Raw genomic sequence first — 21,951 nt, forward strand, 5'->3', positions numbered from 1 at the left:
TGTGCCATTTTTAGTTTTAAACACTGCATATTGGAAAAACACATCCCTAGTTATTTATCAAATATAAGAATTAATTTAGTAGTAATTGTAGTTGTTAAACGGCGTTGCATGGAAGCACAGATTTGTAAACAAGTTAAAATGGTTATCGACAAATTTTTCTATTTTTACCTTTGAACTAGGTGAGGTCCTAATTTCATTGTGAATTTAAAACAATAAAGACCTTACATCACTGTAAAGTCTTTTTTAAAAAGGTTCTACCGATAGCTATTGAGGCTAGTTCGGGTGATTTATTCGATGATTAACTTTTTATATGTTTTCAAGATCAATTTTGCTTTGCATCTTCTTGCTTTAAATTAAAGTCGTAGCCAACGTACAAGTGATTTAATAGATGCGGGTAGTTTTAATTTTAATCTTTTAAATCTATTTATAGTCTTGCGGTAATTTTCTAAGTTTTGTTGCTTTTTCAAAGGCAAATCCCATTTTTAAAAGGCTGTCTTCTTGATACGGTCTGGCTATAAATGTAAGGCCCCATGGCTCTCCCGTTGTTTTGTAACCCATAGGAATAGTAAGGCAAGGGTAGTTGGCCGCAGCGGCATGACCAGCGTTATTATTGTTTATGGATAAGATAGCGTCGAGTTGGTATTTTACCATCGGTTTTTCAAAAAAATTGACACCTTCTTTTTTGATTTTGGCCTTTATTTGCAGTAATTCTGCTTCAGTAGTGTTTTCGGCTAGCATTTGTTCAAAACGCCCTTGTCCGTAGGGAATTTTTAGTATCGAATCATTTTTATTGTACGCTATAATGTCAGCAATAGAGCGGATAGTAAGTTCATTTGATGCGTATTTATTCAAATAATTAGGGAGATCAACTTTCATGTCGGCACTAAGTATGGTGCCAAAACCGTCGAAGTTCATTGGTTCTGGATCATATTCAACGACTATACCACCTAACTTAATTATGGTATTGATACTCTGCTTATAAATTGAATCTCCTAAAAAGCTTTTAATGGCACCAAATCGCAATCCTTGCAGCGTTCCCGACTTTAGATCATCGAGGTAGTTTATGTTTTTTGGATTGTTCTTGGTTGCAGGATCATTATTGTCTTCTCCACTCATAGCCGAAAGAAGGATTCCACTATCAATAACATTTTTTGTCATTGGCCCAGGCGTGTCTAATGTACTTGAGATTGGAATAATACCCGTTCGGCTCAATAAACCAGTAGTTGGTTTTAGACCAATAATTGAATTTTGCCACGAAGGAGAAAGAATAGAACCTGAAGTTTCAGTTCCCACTGCTGCCGCTGCATAATTAGCGGCTACCGCAGCACCACTTCCTGAGCTCGAACCACCAGTGTCAAATATTTTCCGTCCATAGGGATTAAGCGTTTGCCCTCCCACTGCACTATAGCCATTAGGACCAGTCAGGAAAAGGAAATTAGCCCATTCGCTTAAGTTTGTTTTACCTAAAACAATAGCACCTTTATCTTTTATTTGGGTAATTATAAATGCATCTGCAGCGGTATTGTTGCGTAGCAAATGCGTTCCTGCGGTGGTAGGCATGCCCTTTACGTTTGTATTGTCTTTTACAAGTATTGGTATACCGTAAATTGGATGGTCGTGATTGGATTTGTTTTTATCTCTCTTTCGTGCTTCATTAACTGCTTCAGGGTTAATAGCTACAATTGCATTTAGCATCTTATCTTTATCATTTTCATATTTGACAATTCTGTATAAATACCACTGCGTCAGTGTTTCATAGCTAAGGCTGCCAGATTGAATATGGGATTGAATGGTGGGAATGTTTTGTTCTAAGATTAAAGATTTTAGTCTTTGATAATCGTCCTCGGAAAAAGCACCTATCTGTTGTGCTATATTTTCCCAAATAGTGTTTTTATCCAGAATTTTTGACTGGATCAATTTGTATTGCATTTTTGTTGATGCGTTGGTAGCATTTTTTGCTAGTTCTTCGGTTTCGTCATAAGGGGTCCATGCCGGAATAACTGTTTTTTGAGTTGGCTTACAAGCCAGTATAAAAAAGAGAGAGAGGAAAAGAATTTTCTTCATTAAATCTAAATTTAGGGTTATGTATTGGTTTTTTTTAGGTCAGTTCTAGTTCGTTTTTACACTATTTACTTAATCGAAGCAACTATCAACAAAAGGTGTTGGATGTATATTCGAAAGAAAAGATATTAAAATCTGCAAGTTCAAACAGGATTAAGTGTCTTTGTTTATTCCCGAACCTACTTGTAAATAATAAGTCATGTGATCGAAATTCAAAGATATACAATTAATGTACTATTAGCGTAATATTATGGTAAAGGCAGGATAGGATTCTTCAAAAAAAGGAGGTGGGTTTTTGGCAAGAGGCACCATTAGAATTGTAGTTTTTTCTTGATTCATGTTTCCGTTTTTTAGAGTTAAACAATTGGCATGACAAGTCAGAATATAAAATGGGTACCTCGAGATTTTAGATGGGTAGCGAATAGTGTGCCTTTTTTTTATAAACGAACCTAGCAACTTGGCAAAATCTAGAATTTGCTCTTTTCTACTGAATCCCCATGAAGTCCCGCTTTCATTACTGCTTTAAAACAAAAAAGACCTTACATTGCTGTAAAGTCTTTTTAAAAAGCTCCCTCTCTTGGGCTCGAACCAAGGACCCTCTGATTAACAGTCAGATGCTCTAACCAACTGAGCTAAGAAGGAAACTGTATATTTTTATTCTGGTAAGAAATGAACGTTTTTGTGTGCTTATTAATGAAGTTTATTTCACTTGTAAAGCGGTGCAAATATAGGGCTTAATTTGATTTCTGCAAGCAAAAATAAAACTTTTTTTAATTTTTTTTACTTCCCTACAATTGCCTTGTAAATGTCGTTTCCGTTAGCAAATAGTAACAGTGTTATAAGTAATACGAAACCAACCATTTGCGCATTCTCTAGGAATTTGTCACTTGGTTTTTTACCACTGATGATTTCATATAATAAAAACATAACGTGACCTCCATCAAGTGCCGGAATAGGCAATAAGTTCATTACACCTAGCATTATGGATAACAATGCCGTGATGTTCCAGAACACTTCCCAGCTCCAAGTATTAGGAAAAATGTCGAATATGGCTTTGAAACCTCCCACTTGTTTGTAGGCTTTAGTCTCCGGATTGAAAATCATTTTCAACTGTTTTCCGTATCCTACTAATTGATCTTTTCCTTTAGTAATCCCGACCGGAATAGATTCTAAGAAACCAAATTCTTGTTTGCTAATTTTGTAATAGCCCAGTTTTTCAAGTGAAGCCATTCCTAATGACCCAACAGTAATCCCTAATTCTCCATTGCTAGAAACAATAACAGGTACTTTGATCTCTTTCTCATCTCTTAAAACAGTGGCTGCAATTGTTTTATTCTTGTTTTTTTCTAAAACAGATTTTACTTGGTCAAAATATTTTGTGGACTGTCCGTTTAATGAAGTAATAATATCTTTAGGTTGCAGGGCAGTGTTCAAAGATCCTTCGGAGATAGATGTTATTGCATACGGCATTCGGATCGATACCAATGGTACTTTTTCCTGTTTTGACAATTGGTCTACAAAGTCATTTGGCATTTTGATTGCTTGTTCCGCACCATTTCTTTCAATAAGAATCTGTTTTGCCATAATAACCTTCATGGTTAGATCATTGTCAAATCGGGTAATTTTTTCACCATCAACAGATAAAATATGATCACCGGTTTTGAAACCAACATTTTGCATCGCTTTATTTTCAATCAATAAACCATCTTTCAAATCCGCATTTGCTATGAAAATATCGCCATAAGCAAATGCCATTCCGATATATATAATGAAAGCCAAAATAAAATTTACGGTAACGCCTCCCAACATAATAATCAAACGTTGCCAAGCCGGTTTAGAGCGAAATTCCCAGGGTTGCGGAGGCAAGGCCATTTGTTCCTTGTCCATGCTTTCATCAATCATTCCGGAAATTTTCACATAACCGCCAAGAGGCAACCATCCGATACCGTATTCAGTTTCGCCAATTTTCTTTTTGATAAGGGAATATTTGACATCAAAAAATAGGTAGAATTTTTCGACTCTGGTTTTAAACAATTTAGCAGGAATGAAATGTCCTAATTCGTGAAGTATAATCAGTAATGATAAGCTCAATAAAAATTGAGAAAGCTTGATAACTATGTCCATTTATTTGTCATTGCGAGGAACGAAGCAATCTAATCCTCTTATTAATTTAATTTTTACAACTCACAAAAGTAAGGTTTTCTATTTGTTTAATTCGCAATAATTGTTCCATACCGTTTTAAATGTTTGTTAATTAATGAAAATTCAGTCCCTCGTTTCGCTGCTGTCCCGTAACTTTACTTTTTTTAAAAGGAAATTCCCTTTGTCTTTATTTTAATTACATACTTAAATTACTACTATGTCATCTCAATTATTTTCGCCACTCCAAATAAAAAGCATCACGCTTAAAAATAGAATTGCAATTTCTCCTATGTGCCAATATTCTGCTCATGATGGCTTTGCTAATGATTGGCATCTTGTGCATCTGGGAAGTCGCGCCAGCGGAGGCGCAGGATTAATCATTCAGGAAGCGACTTCGGTTTCTCCAGAAGGCAGGATTTCTCCGGGCGATTTGGGACTTTGGAAAGACGAACAAATCGAAAAAATACAGCAAATTAATCAATTTATCATCAGTCAGAATTCAATTCCCGGAATCCAATTGGCACATGCCGGAAGAAAAGCCAGCGCCGCATCACCATGGAACGGAGGTAGAAAAGTAGCTAAAATACAAGACGGTTGGGATCCAGTAGCGCCAAGTGCTGTAGCCTATCATGACAATGAAGCAATACCAATTGCACTAGACCAAACAGGAATTCAAAAAGTAGTTTCCGACTTTAAATCAGCCACAAAAAGAGCGCTTCAAGCAGGTTTTCAAGTGATGGAAATCCATGCCGCACACGGGTATTTGTTGCATCAGTTTCTTTCGCCTTTGTCTAATTTTAGAACCGATGAATACGGTGGAAGTTTCGAAAACCGAATTCGATTGACACTCGAAGTCGTTGTAGCAGTTCAAGCTGAGTGGCCGGAAAACTTGCCTTTATTCGTTAGAATCTCAGCAACAGACTGGGCAGAAGGCGGGTGGAATGCTGCGGAATCTGTACAACTTTCGAAAATACTAAAAGAAAAAGGAGTGGACTTGATTGATGTTTCTTCGGGAGGATTAGTTTCGCACCAACAAATTCCGTTGGGACCAAATTACCAAGTCCCTTTTGCAGAAAGCATAAAAAAAGAAACCGGAATCCGGACTGGCGCCGTAGGTTTAATCACTGTTGCCGCCCAAGCCGAGGAGATTGTTGCTTCAGGTAAAGCGGATTTAGTGTTATTTGCCAGAGAGTCCCTGAGAAATCCAAATTTAGGATTGACATTTGCCCATGACTTGAAGGCGGAGATCGAATGGCCAAAACAATACGAAAGAGCTAAAAAGTAAGATTTTGAAACAGGTAAGTCAAATACGTTTTACTTTTAAAAAGTATAAAGTGACACTGTATAAAGGCATTTTAATTCTTCTATGAACTTAAATTCATTAAATGCTTAAAAAAACAAGAATCTTTATTTTGAAAAGATAATGAGTTGAGAAGAATTTATAGTACTCCTCTAAATTTTAAAAACGTACAGGACTTACATGTTTAAAAACAATACGCCAATAATTTGAAAATTACTACCATGCAAAAAATAAAAACAGCTTTGCTTTCCTACGGAATGTCCGGAAAAGTATTTCATGCTCCTTTTTTAGAATTTCATCCCGGATTTGAGCTGCTTGGTTCTTGGGAACGAAGTAAAAAATTGATTCATCAAGATTATCCTTCGGTGAAAAGTTATGCCACGATGGAAGAGCTATTAGAGGATGATCTTGATCTGGTGGTAGTCAATACCCCCGTAGAGACACATTACGAATATGCTAAAAAAGTGTTGCTCGCTGGGAAACACGCCATTGTCGAGAAAGCCTTTACCACAACCGTTGCCCAAGCGCAGGAATTAGCGGCCATCGCCAAAGAAAAAGGACTGAAGCTTGCTGTTTTTCAAAACAGACGATGGGACAGCGATTTCAAAACCGTACAAAAAATCATTTCAGAGAAAGTCTTAGGCGATCTTGTAGAAGCAGAAATCCATTTTGATCGGTACAATCCGCTTTTGAGTCCAAAACAACACAAAGAAACCGCCAATTCCGGTGCTGGAATTCTCAAGGATTTAGGGCCACATTTAATCGATCAGGCCTTGTGCTTGTTTGGATTGCCACAATCTGTTTTTGCTGACATCCGGATCACACGGGAACATTCTTTGGTTGATGATTATATCGATATTTTACTGTATTATTCTAACTTTCGTGTCCGATTAAAAGCGGGTTTTTTTGTCCGGGAAGCGATTCCTGCTTATATTATTCATGGAAAAAAAGGGTCATTCCTGAAACCGCGTGGCGATGTACAGGAAGACGAATTAAAATTAGGAATGAAACCCAATCTGGATGTTTGGGGAACGGAATCAATTGAAAAAAGAGGATTGTTACACACGGAAATAAAAGGCAAAACGGTTCAGGAAATCACACCTACGCTTCAAGGGAATTATTATGACTTTTTTGACGGAGTATATCATTCGATTACAAATGAATCTATAGAACCGGTTACGGCACAAGAGGGTGTTCATGTTATGCGAATTATTGAAGCGGCGATTGAGAGTAGCGCTCAAAAAAAAGCAATTGACCTATAAAATCTACCGCGAATTCGCTAATTTTTTTAAACTTTTGTGAAAATTAGTGAATTCGCGGGAATTACTTTTTATGAACAATAACGTTGTAGCTCGCATCAAATGTGTTGTTTTGACACAACCAATCGTTGCTTTTTGTAATTTTGGCACAATAAAATTCTAAAACAAATCACTTTGATAGATTTAAACTTTTTAGGAAGGTCAAAAACGAAAGCTAAATTCAAGAAAACATATAAAGATGCTAAGATTTCGTATCTGAAAAGAATTCGTTGGGCAGTTTCTATGTTCTATTTTGGTATGGGTTTGTGTTTTGCTACTTGGGCCAGCCGAATTCCGGATATTAAAACAGCATTGGACCTAAGCGAAGGGGATTTAGGGAGTATTTTATTTGCTTTGCCACTAGGACAACTGGTGGTGATGCCTTTTTCCGGTAAATTGGTCACTCGTTTTGGCAGTCATCGGATCTTGATTTTTTCCTTGCTTTTTTATGTTTTTAGCTTGACAAACTTGGGCTTGGCTGTTGCGGCTTGGCAATTGTCATTGGGATTATTCGTGTTTGGAATTTTTGGAAACTTGTCTAACATAGCCGTGAATACACAGGGTGTTTACACAGAAGTACTTTTCAAAAAAACAATTATGTCCTCTTTTCATGGGATGTGGAGTTTTGCCGGATTTACAGGTGCTTTAGTAGGATTGGGTATGCTGGCATTTGAGTTGACTCCGTATGTTCATTTTTTGATTGTTGCCGGAATAGTACTATTGATGATGGCATTTAATTATAATTTTTTGGTCAAAGCCAAAGAAACGATCCAAGTCGAGAAGAAAAAAATGTTTTCAAAACCAGATAGCGGTTTAATTTGGCTTGGTGTCATTGGCTTTTGTTGCATGGCCAGTGAAGGTGTTATGTTTGACTGGAGCGGCGTTTATTTCAAAGATGTTATCAAAGCACCCGGACCATTAGTGATTTTAGGATACACTTCTTTTATGATTATGATGGCAGGTGGGCGTTTTTTAGGGGATGGACTGATTCGTAAATTTGGAAGAAAAAGAGTCTTACAAATAAGTGGTATCATGATTTCGGCAGGACTTTTTACAGCAGTACTTTTTCCTTTTATTATTCCCGCAACCCTCGCTTTTATGTTTGTAGGACTAGGTGTTTCTACTATTGTGCCTACTGTATATAGTGTTGCCGGGAAAACACCAAACGTTTCTCCCAGCGTAGCCCTAACCACAGTTTCCAGCGTAAGCTTTCTTGGATTTTTGATGGGTCCGCCTATTATAGGGTACATCGCTGAGTTGTCCAGTCTGCGATTTTCATTCGCATTTATAGGTATTTTTGGATTTTTGATAGCACTGATGGTATCCCGAATTAAAGCTATAGACTAATTGAATTTTTGATTCTAAAAACAAGTTGTCCTCGTGTTTTTAGAATCAGATTCCCAAAAGACCTCTGTTGGAGTAAATTAAACCGAAAGACTGTTGGTCAGACATGCTTTTATAATTTAAAATATTTTCAGATTTGAATTTTATGCTTTCTTCAACCTGAGCTTCTCATCCAAAGGTATCATTCGGAAAATCGTTTTGGAGTTTTTCGTAGGAACCAATAAAAACAGTCGTTAGTCCCTTGTAATTTGATGCAGTGTATGGCTTTTCGCCAAAATAAATAATTTTATTCAGTACAGAAAATACTTTTTTATTAATGCTGTCTGCTACAATTGGGAGTTCTTTAGCTATTGGGATTTTTAAGCTTATTGTAGGGCATGGCTTTTTGCAGGGTAATGTAGTTGTCGTTACAAAATTCTGGTATTCAAAAACTAATTCATTAGAGCAACGTGTGACAGAAAAAAGGATAAGTGAAAATAAGACAGTGTATTTCATCTTGTAATAGATAATTAAATACTGTGGTACCTACTTGAGGCTTGGTAAGAATGAATTAAACGGTAAATTTGTAAAACAATCGAGCATTTTAAAATTAGAAGATATGAAATCGCCATGACAGAAGCTGTCTCAAACACCAATGAAGATCTGGCGATACCATATTCCTACAAAAACAAATATTATCTACATATGAAATTTAATACTAAAGTGATTCACGGTGGACAACACCATGACCCAAGCACAGGCGCCGTTATGCCACCGGTATATCAAACATCTACATTTGCACAAACAAGTCCCGGACAACCTATAAATCCGGATTATGAATATAGCAGAGCTGCAAATCCTACCAGAACCGCACTGGAAAATGCATTAGCAAGTATTGAAAACGGAACCCGAGCATTGGCTTTTTCTTCAGGGTTAGCGGCTACAGATTGTGTTTTGCGTTCTTTCAAGGCAGGGGATGAAATTATAGCAATGGATGATTTATATGGAGGAACCTATCGCATGTTTACCCGTATTTACAAAGATTCCGGAATAAAATTTCATTTTGTGGATATGAATGACATAGAGAAATTCAAGTCATTGATAACTGAAAACACAAAATTAGTTTGGGTAGAAACGCCAACAAATCCTTTGATGAAATTAGCAGATATTCAGGAAATTGCTAAAATCACCAAAGAAAAGAAAATACTTTTCGCAGTTGATAATACTTTTGCAACGCCTTATTTACAAAAACCATTAGACTTAGGTGCTGATATTGTCATGCATTCGGCCACGAAATATCTTGGCGGTCATTCTGATGTAATTGCGGGAGCTTTAATTGTAAAAGAGGAGGCGCTTGGGGAACAATTGCATTTTCAACAATTTGCAACTGGAGCTACATTAGGGCCAATGGATAGTTTTTTAGTGCTTAGAGGAATAAAAACGTTGCATTTGCGTGTCGAAAGACATTGTCAGAATGGAGAGAAAGTAGCGGATTTTTTAGACAATCATATAAAAGTAAAGACGGTGTATTATCCAGGATTGCCAAGCCATCCGTTTCATGCAATTGCAAAAAAGCAAATGAGCGGTTATGGAGGAATGGTCTCGTTTACCTTTGTTTCTGGTAAAAAAGAAGATGCTATTGCTTTTCTAGAAAAAATTAGCGTATTTACCCTTGCAGAATCCCTTGGAGGTGTAGAATCATTAGCAAATCATCCGGCTTTGATGACTCACGCATCAATTCCGGAAGACAAACGGGCAGCAGTTGGTATCACAGATGATTTAGTCCGGTTAAGCGTAGGAATCGAAGATATCGAAGATCTACTGGAAGATTTGAAACAAGCCTTAGCGTAAGGTTTTTTTAAAATAAAAACAAACCCCCAATTCTAATTTAGAGTTGGGGGTTTGTTGTGTAAAAGTATTGCCATTATTATTGCAAATAATAAATATACCCTACATTAAACCAGACAAGCCAGTCGTTTGCTTTGTTTTCTTTATAGATTTCCGGATTAGGATTTAAACCATCTACCCAGTTGGAAAAATAATACTGCATTCTTAAGTCGACCATTAAATCCGATAATGGCGATAATTTATAACGGGTTCCCACGCTGGATACTATGGACCAGACAGCCCCACTTTCTGAGGAAAACCCATAGGGACGTCCATCAGTTGGGGTCAAATATTTGGGAAATGTAGTTAATGGTGTTCCCAAAGGACCTAGTGAGGACGAAGCTTTTGCATTGTAATAACTAAATTGCCCGCCAAGGCTTATAAAAGGTCCTAAACTTCCTGTTCGGGCACTGAAATCACGAATACTCCAGGGAAAATATTCAAGTTGCATCCCAATGTTAGTAACGGCTGTGCTTCCCGTCATTGCACGCAATTGATCTGCATCCAGTGAGGTTTTCTCTGGAGCGACCCATTTGCCAAAGTGTTTTAAGGAGGTTTTATTGTATGATAGCTCACTTCTTAATTTAAAGTGGTCGTTAAAATACGTTTCAGGGGTGTAACAATTACAATCTGCTTTATAAGAAAAATTCAAATAATGAATAATCCCTATTCCAATACCTGTATTTCCTGAGTTTGTTGAAAGGTCATTTCGTTCCCCATAATCAGATTGAAAAGCAACAGGCCCAGCAATCACTCCTATTTCATGTGAAAAACCACCGAATTGTGCATTAGAATGAGGTAAGAACCCAAAAAACAAAAGGGTAAGCAGGGTTATTTGTTTGATCATTAGGGGGCTAAATTTTCTAATCCTTACAAATATATAAAAACATCATTCACTAATAAAAATAAAATTATAAATAAGTTTACAAATCCTTATTTTACTTACGAAAGTCATAGTGATTTTAGATTAAATGGTAGATCTTATACATAATTGATTGCAAATGGGTAATAAAAAAATAATTCTATTGATAAAGTAGAAAAATTAAGTCTGAATATTTTTATAAAATGTATCTTTGTATAGTTTAACGAAATCGTTTTCTTAATCAATTATTTATAATCTATGTTACTAAAAGTAAATGAATTTATGGCTCAAGTTGAAGCCAAAAATCCAAATGAACCGGAATTTATTCAAGCTGTTAGGGAATTTGCTGAAACTGTAATCCCATTTATTGCAGAACAGAAAAAATACGACGGAAAAAATTTGCTTCTCAGAATAGCTGAACCAGAACGGTCGATTATATTTCGTGTTCCGTGGGTTAACGATATTGGTGAAATACAGGTTAACAGGGGCTTTAGAATTCAAATGAATTCAGCAATCGGACCATACAAAGGTGGAATACGTTTTCACCATACGGTAAATTTATCAGTGCTTAAATTTTTAGCATTTGAACAAGTATTCAAAAATAGTCTGACTACTTTGCCAATGGGCGGGGGAAAAGGAGGGTCAGATTTTGATCCACAAGGGAAATCAGATGGTGAAGTGATGCGTTTCTGTCAGTCTTTCATGACGGAATTGTGCAGACACATTGGGCCACAATTAGATGTTCCTGCAGGAGATATTGGTGTTGGAGCCAGAGAAATTGGGTATCTATTTGGTCAATACAAAAGAATAAAAAATGAATTTACTGGAGTGTTAACCGGTAAAGGCCTGGCTTATGGAGGTTCTTTGATCAGACCGGAGGCAACTGGATATGGCGTGGTTTATTTTGCGGAACAAATGCTTAAAACCATAGGTCAAAGCATCAATGGAAAAACGGTTTCCATTTCTGGATTCGGAAATGTAGCTTGGGGAGTTGCCTTAAAAGTAAATGACCTTGGCGGGAAATTAGTTACTATTTCAGGTCCGGATGGGTATATTTATGATGAGGAAGGTATTTCAGGAGAAAAAATTGACTTTATGCTAGAGATGAGAGCAAGAGGCGATAACCGATGCGAAGCGTATTTAGAAAAATATCCAAATGCCGCTTTCCACAGAGGTAAGAGTGTGTGGGAAGTAAAAACAGATATTGCCATTCCTTGCGCAACTCAAAATGAGTTGAACGAGGAAGATGCAAAAAACTTAATTGCAAATGGAGTTATTTGTGTAACCGAAGCAGCAAACATGCCATGTACGTTAGAAGCAATTAAAGAATTCTTAAACGCAAAAGTCCTTTTTGCACCAGGTAAAGCAGCAAATGCAGGTGGTGTTGCAGCCTCCGGATTAGAGATGACACAAAACTCGATTCGTTTAAACTGGACCAGTGAAGAGGTAGATACCAGACTAAAAGAGATTATGGTAGGAATCCACAATCAATGCAAAAGATATGGTACGGACGAAGAAGGATATGTGAACTATGTAAAAGGAGCAAACATCGCCGGATTTGTAAAAGTAGCAGATGCTATGCTGGCACAAGGCGTCGTATAAATCAGCTTTAATTATTGTATAAAATGCCTTTTGTCTTTATTCTGGACAGAAGGCATTTTTTGTGTGTAACAAAATGCTAAGACTTTCGTTTGTTCTATATTTGTAATCCAATAGTCATACATATAATGAACAAGAGTATTTTATTTTTTTTACTGCTACTTTTTGTGCAAATGGGTTTTGCTCAAAACGATTTGTCGTGGCAGGGATATTTCTCCTATAATGAAATAAAAGATATGTCCGTATCTGCAACAGCCGTTTTTGCTGCTTCTGAAAATGCGTTGTTTTCTAAAAACACAACCAGTAATATAATCAAAACCACCAATACAGTAGACGGACTCTCTGGACAAACCATTTCATCGGTATTTCATAGTACGGCCTCGAATAAAACAATTGTAGGATATGAAAACGGACTGCTAATCGTGATTAATGAAGCCGATGGAAGCATGCTCAATATAGTCGATATTATCAACAAACAACTTCCTTCGAATATAAAGAAAATCAACCATTTTATGGAATTTGAAGGAATAGCTTATCTCTCGTGTGATTTTGGTATTGTCCAATTTAATTTGGCCACCATGCAATTTGGAGACACTTATTTTATTGGGAATGCCGGTGCCGAAATCAGTGTGAGCCAAACCGCATTGTACAATGGTTTTATTTATGCTGCCACAAATAATGGAATAAGAAGGGCTGCTGTTTCTAATAAGAATCTAGTCGATTTTAGCCAATGGACCACAATAGCCTCTGGAATCTGGTCTGGCATCACAACCGTAGGTTCAAATCTGTATGCTGTGGACGCTTCAGGATACATTCATAAATTTAATTCGGATGCAGATTCGTTTGCGGGATCTGTCCGGCTGTCTCAACCAGCATTGGATATGAGAACATCGGATGGTTATTTAGTAGTTACAACTTTAAGCAGTATATATATTTATAATAACCAAATGGCATTGGTACGTCAAATAAACACCAATCAACTGCCGGAACCCAATATTAGTTTTACGTGTGCTACTGTAATAGGAGACACTGTTTTTATTGGAACAAAAGAAAACGGATTGACTACCACTAGGCTTTCTTTGGGTGTAACTTTTGAAAACATAACACCCATTGGTCCGTCAAGAAACAATATCTTTTCGCTTCAGGTGGCGCCCAGCTCGCTTTGGGTGGTTTACGGAGATTATACGTCCGATTATAATCCTTATCCGTTAGATGGTTATGGGATTAGTAAATTTAGCGCCACAGGATGGTTGAATATTCCGTATGAAGCAGTTTTAGGAGCGCAATCAATGACCAGAATTATAGTTAATCCAAGCAATGAAAACGAAGTGTATGCCAGTTCTTTTTTCTCCGGACTGTTGAAAATAGAAAATGACATACCAAAAATTTTGTATAATCAAACCAATAGCGGCTTAGAGTCATTAACCTTTGCAGGGCCTAATTATAAAGACATCAGGATTAATGGAACCGCATTTGACAAAACAGGAAATCTTTGGGTTACCAATAGCCGAATAAAAAACGGATTGAAAGTCTTGAGGCCTTCGGGTCAATGGCAAAGTTATGCGATGGATGCTATTTTGGACTCGCCAAATGACAACAATTTTGGAACAATTGCAATAGATAGAAATGGAACCAAATGGCTTTCTACGAATGGTGATGGTGTGATTGGTTTTAACGAAAGTAACACTAGATTTAAAAAAATAACAACAGGCGCTGATTTGGGTAATTTACCAGTTTCGGATGTTCGAACTATTGCAATAGATACCAGAAACCAGCTCTGGATCGGTACTACAAAAGGATTGCGAATTTTGTCAAATGTAAGTAGTTTTCAATCGGATGACCAGATGACGACCAATCCCATAATTATTACAGACGATAATCTGGCCCAAGAATTGTTATACGAACAGTTTATTACGGATATTGCTGTAGATGGTGCCAATAACAAATGGATTGGAACGGCTGATTCCGGTTTGTTTTTAGTCTCGCCAAACGGTCAGGAAACCAAATATCATTTTACAATAAGCAACTCGCCGTTGCCCAGCAATGTGATCAATGACATTGAGATCAATAGCGCTACGGGCGAAGTTTTTATTGCTACTGCAAAAGGGCTGATTTCTTTCAAAGGAATTGCAACTGCTGCTAATGATGATTTAAGTAACGCGTATGTGTATCCAAATCCGGTTCGACCAGAATACCAAGGAACCGTTAAAATTTCCGGATTACTGGATAAAGCCAACATTAAAATCACTGATATTGGAGGAAATCTGGTTTATGAAACCACTTCCGAAGGCGGAACAATAGAATGGGATACCACCGCCTTTGGGAAATATAAAGTGGCTTCCGGGGTGTATATGATTTTTATTTCGGCACAAGACGGAGTGGAGACCAAGGTCAAAAAAGTAATGATAATTAGATAATCTAAAGGAATGAATTTTTCAATCTTTAAATTTTTCAATCTTTAAATTAAAATTGTGCTCGTAAAAACCAAAGCCATCGTCCTTTCCTCTTTAAAATTTCAAGAAAAAAGCTTGATTGTGAAATGCTTTACGCTGTCACATGGCTTGAAATCGTACTTTGTTCGAGATGCTTTTTCAGGAAGGAAATCGAATCAAAAAATCGCTTATTTTCAACCTTTGACGATACTCGAAATTGAAGCCGTTCATAAAAACAAAGGTACTTTAGAAAATTTCAAGGAAATAAAAATCGGGACTCCTTTTCATTCGATACATTCGGATATTTATAAAAGCACGATCGTGATGTTTATCTCCGAAATGCTGCACCATTCGATCCATGAAGAAGAAGAAAATGAGCCTCTTTTTAATTTCCTTGAAGCTGCTTTGCATTGGCTGGACAATCATGATGAAATTGCCAATTTTCACCTAATCCTATTATTAGAAACCACCAAATATTTGGGTTTTTATCCTGATATTTCCGATATGGATATGCCTTTTTTCGAAATGAACGAAGGTGTCTTTACGCCTTTTAATGCCATCAGTTCGCTCACAGAACACGAAAGCAATTTGTTTAAAAAACTGATTGATTTAAAATTTGATAACAGTCAAAAGATATTCCATGTCATCGAACGGCAAATCGTTTTAAGAATACTGATCGATTACTACAGTTTCCACTTGGACGGCTTCAAAAAACCAAAATCATTGGACGTTTTGAAAGAGGTTTTTGCCTAGAAATTCGGGCGTGACCCTACGTAAAAACTCCGGGTCGGGCTGTTCGTCCCAATCTTTTATTTCGTAAACTTCATAAAAGGATTTCCTCTTCCATCCCTCACGCAAAAACTCAAGATAAATTATACAGAAGCGCAAATTTTGTAAGATTTATTTATATATTAGCAGAAATTAATGCCGCTGTTTACAAAATAAAGCACCTTCTTTTGGGCGTAGAATATGAAGTAGAGTTGTGTTTATTTGTGAGTTGTAGGCAATGCGACCAAAATTGTGAATGAAACGAAATAAAATAAAAACCTTATCATAAATTTCTAATTATGGGATTATTCGATTTTCTAAAAAAGACGGAATTTGAAGAAATACGTACTCTTCAAGAAAAACTTGAAAAGTATAAATCTATTACTGATATTCAAAATGAAGTTGATAATAAAAAGAATGAATTAGAATTACTAATCTCACAAAAAAAAATTGAGTTAGAATTTCTAATTCAAAATAAAACCAGTGAAATTTCAGAAAAAGAAAAAGAGCTTAATAAAGTTATTTTAGATAAAGAAATTGAATTAAATTCAACTATTGATAACAAAAAACAATCAATAAATTATGTACAAAAAGATTTTGATGAATTAAATCTAAATTATCAAACTTCTCTCGAAACTTACACTCGACTTCGAAAAGATGTAAGTTTATACGAATCAAAACTAGATTTAATAGAGTTTGGTATATATGAACCTGTTTACGATTTCGAGAAATCAGAAGATTATCGAACTGAACAAAATAGGATCATTGAGCAACAAAAATTGATGATTCAATCGGAAACGGCTGCAACTTGCAGAACAGAATGGACAATAGATGGAAGTGTTACAAAAGGAAGAGCAACCACAAAAAAATATATAAAATTAGTGCTTCGGGCTTTTAATGGTGAATGTAATTCTCAACTTGCTAAAGTTAAATGGAATAACGTTAATCAGATGAAGGAACGAATTCATAAATCATATGAAACTTTGAATAAACTTGCTGATGGTTATTCAGTTAGCATTTCTTATGAATTTCTTGAACTAAAATTAAAAGAAATCACTCTTGAATATGAGTTCCAAGTAAAACGCCAAGAAGAGAAAGAAGAAATGCGAGCTATTCAAGAAGAATTGCGAGAGGAAGAAAAAGCAAGACGTGAATTTGAGCAAGCTCAAAAACAAGCGGAAAAAGAAGAGGAAACTTACCAAAAAGCTTTACTCAAAGCAAGAAAAGAAGTTGAAAAAGCGACAGGCGAATTACAAGAAGAACTTAACACCAAAATTTTAATTCTTGAACAAGAATTATTATTAGCACAAGAAAAGAAGGAACGTGCAATGTCAATGGCTCAACAAACAAAACGTGGACACGTTTATATAATTTCTAATATTGGTTCGTTTGGTGAAAACGTATACAAAATAGGTATGACAAGAAGACTTGAACCAATTGATAGGGTTAAAGAACTTGGAGACGCTTCTGTTCCATTTCAATTTGATGTTCACGCTATGATTTATTCAGACGAAGCGAGAACTTTAGAAAATGAACTTCATAAAGCATTTTCGAATAAAAAAGTAAATATGTTAAACTACAGAAAAGAATTTTTTAATGTTAGTTTAGAAGAAATTGAGCAAAAAATAGACGAATTAGGATTTGAAGCTGAATTTACAATTTTACCAGAAGCAATGCAATATAGGGAAACATTAGCTTTATTAGAAAAAATGAATTCTACTGAAGGAATTAAAACAATTGAAGACCTAATAGCCGAAGAATATCCAACGGGCTTAAATTGAGAACTTTATAAAAGACGTACGACCTGAAAGCTCGCTAAAATTGCGAACGATCAACTTTGAAACTAAAAGTTGTAATCGAGAAATATATATATTCGATAAGAAAAAATGGAAATAGAAAAACTTAAACATACTTTATTTAATGTAAATCATCTCTGTTCTCATATTGCATACTCGAGAGCTGAAGTTAAAAAAATAGAATTTGATAAACACAAACAGGTTTATACAGATGTTCACAGATTATTAGATATTTATATCTGTTCATTAATAGATGAACTAATAGTCTTTGAGAAATTTGTTAATGAAGAAGATAATTTTTACTTATCTGATACACTATATGCTTTGACGCCATTAATGGATTACATTAAAAAATTTGATTCGTTAAGGAGTAAGAGAAATAAACTATTGGCTCATCACAATAGAGACAAAAAAAAAGTATTTGCTCCTTGGTGGAAAGAGCTAGAAGGAAAAAGATTTGCAACCACTAATGAAGAAGAAAGAATGATATTTAGTACGGTCAAATGCATTAATGAAATATTAAAAAAACGTTTCACTAAAGAACTAAATGAAATCTGGGAAGAATACAACAGAGAAATCGACGAATATGAAAAATATATCACAGAAGCTCCAAGTGTTGACTCATACAAAGATATTGCGCCAATAATTACAGAAGTTCAAAAAAGAATGAAAGAACAAAATTTCACGTTCACAATAATGAGTAAAAAATAAAAGGGCCAGCAGATAAAATAAGCACTCAACGATTTGACTCGATCGCGAGGATTTGCAATCCGTGCTCACAAAAATTAGCAACTTTGTCCAATCGAGCGCAGTTGAGATTTAGTTTTAGCCCTAAAATTATCAAAATTGTTTGATAAACCAGTAAATGATTTTTTTGAATTAGAAGGGAATGAATAAAAGTGTTTTTGTCTCTTTGACAAAATTCCAATAGATCGATTTTTGCTTAAAGCGTAACTTTCGACCTACGACTTTCAACTTTCGACTTTAATTTATTACTTTCGCACTTCGATTAAAGAAAAGGATAAAATGAGCACAAAATTTACTGAATACAAAGGACTTGACTTACCAACTGTAGCGTCAGAGGTACTTGATTTTTGGAAGAAGGAAAACATATTCGAGAAAAGTGTAACCACTCGTGAAGGAAACATCCCATTCGTGTTTTTTGAAGGCCCGCCTTCGGCAAATGGATTACCGGGAATTCACCACGTAATGGCACGCGCGATTAAAGATATTTTTTGCAGATATAAAACTCAAAAAGGGTTTCAAGTAAAGCGTAAAGCCGGCTGGGATACGCATGGCTTGCCGGTGGAATTAGGAACCGAAAAAGAATTGGGAATCACCAAAGAAGATATTGGAAAAACCATTTCCATCGAAGAATACAACGAAGCGTGCAAAAAAACCGTAATGCGTTATACGGATGTATGGAACGATTTGACCGAAAAAATGGGCTATTGGGTTGATATGGAAGATCCGTATGTGACCTATAAATCCAAATACATGGAAACAGTTTGGTGGATTTTGAAACAAATCTACAACAAGGATTTGATGTACAAAGGTTACACTATTCAGCCTTATTCCCCAAAAGCAGGGACAGGATTGTCATCTCATGAAGTCAACCAACCGGGAAGTTATCGTGATGTAACGGATACGACTGTTGTGGCACAATTCTTCACCCCAGCCCTCTCCAAAGGAGAGGGAGAAGAGAATGATATTTACAAAGCATTCGGACTCAACTCCCTCCCCTTTGGGGAGGGTTGGGGTGGGGATTTTTATTTCCTCGCTTGGACGACAACGCCTTGGACATTGCCAAGTAATACCGCTTTGACTGTAGGTCTAAAAATTGAATATGCTTTAGTAAAAACATTCAATCAATATACATTTCGTCCGGCAACATTGATTTTGGCTAAAAAATTAGTTGCAAAACAATTCGGGAAAGGGTTCTTTGAAAGTACAGAACCTGCTGATTTTGAAAATTTCAAAGAAGGCGACAAGAAAATTCCGTATCAGGTTTTAGCAGAATGCAAAGGAGCTGATTTGGTTGATATTCGGTACGAACAACTAATGCCATTGGTGCTTCCGTATCAAAATGCTGAAAATGCTTTTAGAGTAATTTCAGGAGATTTTGTAACTACCGAAGATGGAACAGGAATTGTACATACCTCACCTACTTTTGGTGCTGATGATGCAAGAGTAGCAAAAGAAGCTACGCCAGAAATCCCGCCGATGTTGGTGCTGGATGAAAATGGAACTCCGGTTCCCTTAGTAGATTTACAAGGAAAATTCACCTCACATGTGGGCGAATATGCCGGTAAATATGTGAAAAATGAGTATTATAACGATGGCGAGGCGCCAGAGCGTTCCGTAGATGTTGAAATTGCCATTCGATTAAAAGAAGAAAACAAAGCCTTCAAAGTAGAGAAATATGTCCACAGTTATCCGCATTGCTGGAGAACCGATAAGCCGATTTTATATTATCCATTGGATTCCTGGTTCATAAAAATCACGGAGGTTAGAGACAGAATGTTCGAACTGAACGAAACGATTAACTGGAAGCCACAATCGACTGGAGAAGGACGTTTTGGAAACTGGATAAAAAATGCCAATGACTGGAATTTATCGCGATCCAGATTCTGGGGAATTCCATTGCCAATTTGGAGAACTGAAGATAAACAAGAGGAAATCTTAATTGGCTCTGTTGAAGAATTATATAACGAAATTGAAAAATCTATCGCTGCAGGTTTCCAAAAAGAAAATCCTTTTAAAGGTTTTGAAATTGGAAATATGGCTGAATCCAATTATGATTTAGTTGATTTGCATAAAAATGTAGTCGATGAAATTACGTTGGTTTCTGCTTCCGGTAAAGCAATGACACGTGAAGCGGATTTGATTGATGTTTGGTTCGATTCTGGTTCCATGCCTTATGCGCAATGGCATTATCCTTTTGAAAATAAAGATAAAATAGACGCAAACAAGGATTTTCCTGCTGATTTCATTGCTGAAGGAGTGGATCAAACGCGTGGTTGGTTTTATACTTTACATGCCATTGGGACATTAGTTTTTGATAAAGTAGCGTACAAAAATGTAGTTTCTAACGGATTGGTTTTAGACAAAAACGGACAAAAAATGTCTAAACGTTTAGGCAATGCCGCTGATCCATTTGAAACATTAAAAGAATACGGTCCAGATGCAACGCGTTGGTATATGATTTCGAATGCGAATCCTTGGGATAATTTGAAATTCGACTTAGAAGGAATTGCGGAAGTTCGTAGAAAGTTCTTTGGAACCTTGTACAACACGTATTCGTTCTTTAGTTTGTATGCCAATATTGATGGTTTCAAATATGAAGAAGCAGAGATTCCATTAAACGAAAGACCTGAAATTGATCAATGGATTATCTCTGAATTGAATACTTTGATAAAAGATGTAGATAGCTATTATGCAGATTATGAGCCAACGAAAGCGGCTCGAGCAATCTCTGAATTTGTTCAGGAAAATTTGAGTAACTGGTACGTTCGTTTGTGCAGAAGACGTTTCTGGAAAGGAGAATACGCACAGGACAAAATCGCGGCATATCAAACTTTATATACGTGTTTGTTAACCATAAGTAAACTTGGTGCACCAATCGCTCCGTTCTTCATGGACAAACTTTACAGAGACTTAACTGTAGCAACACAGTCGGAAAAATATGACAGCGTACATTTGGCCGAGTTTCCAATTTCGGTTGAAAACTATGTTAATAAAATGTTAGAGAGCAAAATGCAGAAAGCACAAACCATTTCATCATTGGTTTTATCACTCCGAAAAAAGGAAATGATCAAGGTGCGTCAGCCGTTGCAAAAGGTAATGATTCCGGTGCTTGACGACAACCAAAGAGTCGAAATTGAGGCTGTTTCTGACCTGATAAAAGCAGAGGTAAACGTGAAGGAAATCGTACTTTTGGATGATGCTTCCGGTGTTTTGATAAAACAAATTAAGCCTAATTTTAAGGCGCTTGGACCCCGTTTCGGAAAGGATATGGGGATGATTTCTAAGGAAATACAGGGGTTTTCTGCAGCACAGATTAGTCAATTGGATAAGGAAGGAAGTCTAAGTATTGTTATTGCAGGAAATACCGTAATTTTAACACAAGAAGATGTCGAAATTACCTCACAGGATATTGAAGGCTGGTTAGTAGCAAACGCTAACGGAATAACGGTTGCGCTGGATATTACAATTTCACCTGCATTAAAACAAGAGGGAATTGCCAGAGAATTAGTAAACAGAATTCAGAATATTCGTAAAGATTCCGGATTTGAAGTTACGGATAAAATTAAAGTGCAACTGAAGAGAAACGGACTTTTAGAACAGGCAATTTTAGAAAATGAAGCCTATATAAAATCAGAAACACTAACCAGTGAATTGGTGTTTGCAGATGAAATAACAAACGGTACGGAAATAGCGTTTGATGAAATAAAAACAATGATATTAATTTCAAAATAATATA

General features: G+C 36.3%; 13 protein-coding genes and 1 tRNA gene. 10 read left to right on the top strand and 4 right to left on the bottom strand.

What is annotated here, in order from left to right:
• Positions 1-420 precede the first annotated feature (420 nt).
• From EKM00_RS04365 to rseP, 3 genes are all read right to left on the bottom strand, one after another.
• The gene (locus EKM00_RS04365; protein ID WP_126515355.1) at positions 421-2,064 is read right to left on the bottom strand and encodes an amidase family protein; all 1,644 of its coding nucleotides are present in this window, start codon (positions 2,062-2,064) and stop codon (positions 421-423) included.
• Positions 2,065-2,629: 565 nt separating this feature from the next.
• Positions 2,630-2,703, bottom strand: a tRNA-Asn gene (locus tag EKM00_RS04370).
• A 138-nt stretch (positions 2,704-2,841) separates the two neighbouring features.
• Positions 2,842-4,185, bottom strand: a complete 1,344-nt coding sequence (gene rseP / locus EKM00_RS04375; RefSeq protein ID WP_126515356.1) for an RIP metalloprotease RseP — start codon at positions 4,183-4,185, stop codon at positions 2,842-2,844.
• Positions 4,186-4,420: 235 nt separating this feature from the next.
• Here rseP and EKM00_RS04380 point away from each other — a divergent pair, with 235 nt between their 5' ends.
• From EKM00_RS04380 to EKM00_RS04395, 4 genes are all read left to right on the top strand, one after another.
• Positions 4,421-5,488 carry an NADH:flavin oxidoreductase/NADH oxidase gene (locus EKM00_RS04380; protein ID WP_126515357.1) on the top strand — a complete coding sequence of 356 codons (1,068 nt, stop codon included), beginning with the start codon at positions 4,421-4,423 and terminating at the stop codon, positions 5,486-5,488.
• Positions 5,489-5,724: 236 nt separating this feature from the next.
• Positions 5,725-6,765, top strand: a complete 1,041-nt coding sequence (locus tag EKM00_RS04385) for a Gfo/Idh/MocA family oxidoreductase (RefSeq protein ID WP_126515358.1) — start codon at positions 5,725-5,727, stop codon at positions 6,763-6,765.
• A gap of 171 nt (positions 6,766-6,936) precedes the next feature.
• Positions 6,937-8,148, top strand: coding sequence for an MFS transporter (locus EKM00_RS04390; RefSeq protein WP_126515359.1), 1,212 nt, complete (start codon positions 6,937-6,939; stop codon positions 8,146-8,148).
• 681 nt (positions 8,149-8,829) lie between these two features.
• Entirely contained in the window at positions 8,830-9,975 is a 1,146-nt protein-coding gene (locus EKM00_RS04395) for a cystathionine gamma-synthase (RefSeq protein WP_126515360.1), read from the top strand.
• A gap of 76 nt (positions 9,976-10,051) precedes the next feature.
• On the opposite strand, the gene EKM00_RS04400 is transcribed toward EKM00_RS04395, so the two are convergent.
• Positions 10,052-10,858: a THC0290_0291 family protein gene (locus EKM00_RS04400; RefSeq protein ID WP_126515361.1), complete on the bottom strand. Its 807-nt coding sequence runs from the start codon at positions 10,856-10,858 to the stop codon at positions 10,052-10,054.
• 273 nt (positions 10,859-11,131) lie between these two features.
• Here EKM00_RS04400 and gdhA point away from each other — a divergent pair, with 273 nt between their 5' ends.
• From gdhA to ileS, 6 genes are all read left to right on the top strand, one after another.
• Positions 11,132-12,475 (top strand): NADP-specific glutamate dehydrogenase, encoded by a 1,344-nt coding sequence (gdhA, locus tag EKM00_RS04405; protein ID WP_126515362.1) that lies wholly within the window; start codon positions 11,132-11,134, stop codon positions 12,473-12,475.
• A 125-nt stretch (positions 12,476-12,600) separates the two neighbouring features.
• The gene (porZ, locus tag EKM00_RS04410; protein ID WP_126515363.1) at positions 12,601-14,889 is read left to right on the top strand and encodes a type IX secretion system anionic LPS delivery protein PorZ; all 2,289 of its coding nucleotides are present in this window, start codon (positions 12,601-12,603) and stop codon (positions 14,887-14,889) included.
• A gap of 54 nt (positions 14,890-14,943) precedes the next feature.
• Positions 14,944-15,657, top strand: a complete 714-nt coding sequence (gene recO, locus EKM00_RS04415) for a DNA repair protein RecO (RefSeq protein WP_126515364.1) — start codon at positions 14,944-14,946, stop codon at positions 15,655-15,657.
• A gap of 314 nt (positions 15,658-15,971) precedes the next feature.
• Positions 15,972-17,453, top strand: coding sequence for a DUF4041 domain-containing protein (locus tag EKM00_RS04420; protein WP_126515365.1), 1,482 nt, complete (start codon positions 15,972-15,974; stop codon positions 17,451-17,453).
• Positions 17,454-17,558: 105 nt separating this feature from the next.
• Complete coding sequence (locus tag EKM00_RS04425) at positions 17,559-18,179, top strand: hypothetical protein (RefSeq protein ID WP_126515366.1); 621 nt, start codon at positions 17,559-17,561, stop codon at positions 18,177-18,179.
• 315 nt (positions 18,180-18,494) lie between these two features.
• Positions 18,495-21,947 (top strand): isoleucine--tRNA ligase, encoded by a 3,453-nt coding sequence (ileS, locus tag EKM00_RS04430; RefSeq protein WP_126515367.1) that lies wholly within the window; start codon positions 18,495-18,497, stop codon positions 21,945-21,947.
• Positions 21,948-21,951 lie beyond the last annotated feature (4 nt).

The organism is Flavobacterium sp. RSP15 (assembly GCF_003968755.1).
Taxonomy (GTDB): domain Bacteria; phylum Bacteroidota; class Bacteroidia; order Flavobacteriales; family Flavobacteriaceae; genus Flavobacterium.

What these genes read in the sequence shown, in the direction of transcription:
- EKM00_RS04365 (WP_126515355.1), bottom strand. Translation starts at nt 2,064, where the DNA reads ATGAAGAAAATTCTTTTCCTCTCTCTCTTTTTTATACTGGCTTGTAAG.
- rseP (WP_126515356.1), bottom strand. Translation starts at nt 4,185, where the DNA reads ATGGACATAGTTATCAAGCTTTCTCAATTTTTATTGAGCTTATCATTA.
- EKM00_RS04380 (WP_126515357.1), top strand. Translation starts at nt 4,421, where the DNA reads ATGTCATCTCAATTATTTTCGCCACTCCAAATAAAAAGCATCACGCTT.
- EKM00_RS04385 (WP_126515358.1), top strand. Translation starts at nt 5,725, where the DNA reads ATGCAAAAAATAAAAACAGCTTTGCTTTCCTACGGAATGTCCGGAAAA.
- EKM00_RS04395 (WP_126515360.1), top strand. Translation starts at nt 8,830, where the DNA reads ATGAAATTTAATACTAAAGTGATTCACGGTGGACAACACCATGACCCA.
- EKM00_RS04400 (WP_126515361.1), bottom strand. Translation starts at nt 10,858, where the DNA reads ATGATCAAACAAATAACCCTGCTTACCCTTTTGTTTTTTGGGTTCTTA.
- gdhA (WP_126515362.1), top strand. Translation starts at nt 11,132, where the DNA reads ATGTTACTAAAAGTAAATGAATTTATGGCTCAAGTTGAAGCCAAAAAT.
- porZ (WP_126515363.1), top strand. Translation starts at nt 12,601, where the DNA reads ATGAACAAGAGTATTTTATTTTTTTTACTGCTACTTTTTGTGCAAATG.
- EKM00_RS04420 (WP_126515365.1), top strand. Translation starts at nt 15,972, where the DNA reads ATGGGATTATTCGATTTTCTAAAAAAGACGGAATTTGAAGAAATACGT.
- EKM00_RS04425 (WP_126515366.1), top strand. Translation starts at nt 17,559, where the DNA reads ATGGAAATAGAAAAACTTAAACATACTTTATTTAATGTAAATCATCTC.
- ileS (WP_126515367.1), top strand. Translation starts at nt 18,495, where the DNA reads ATGAGCACAAAATTTACTGAATACAAAGGACTTGACTTACCAACTGTA.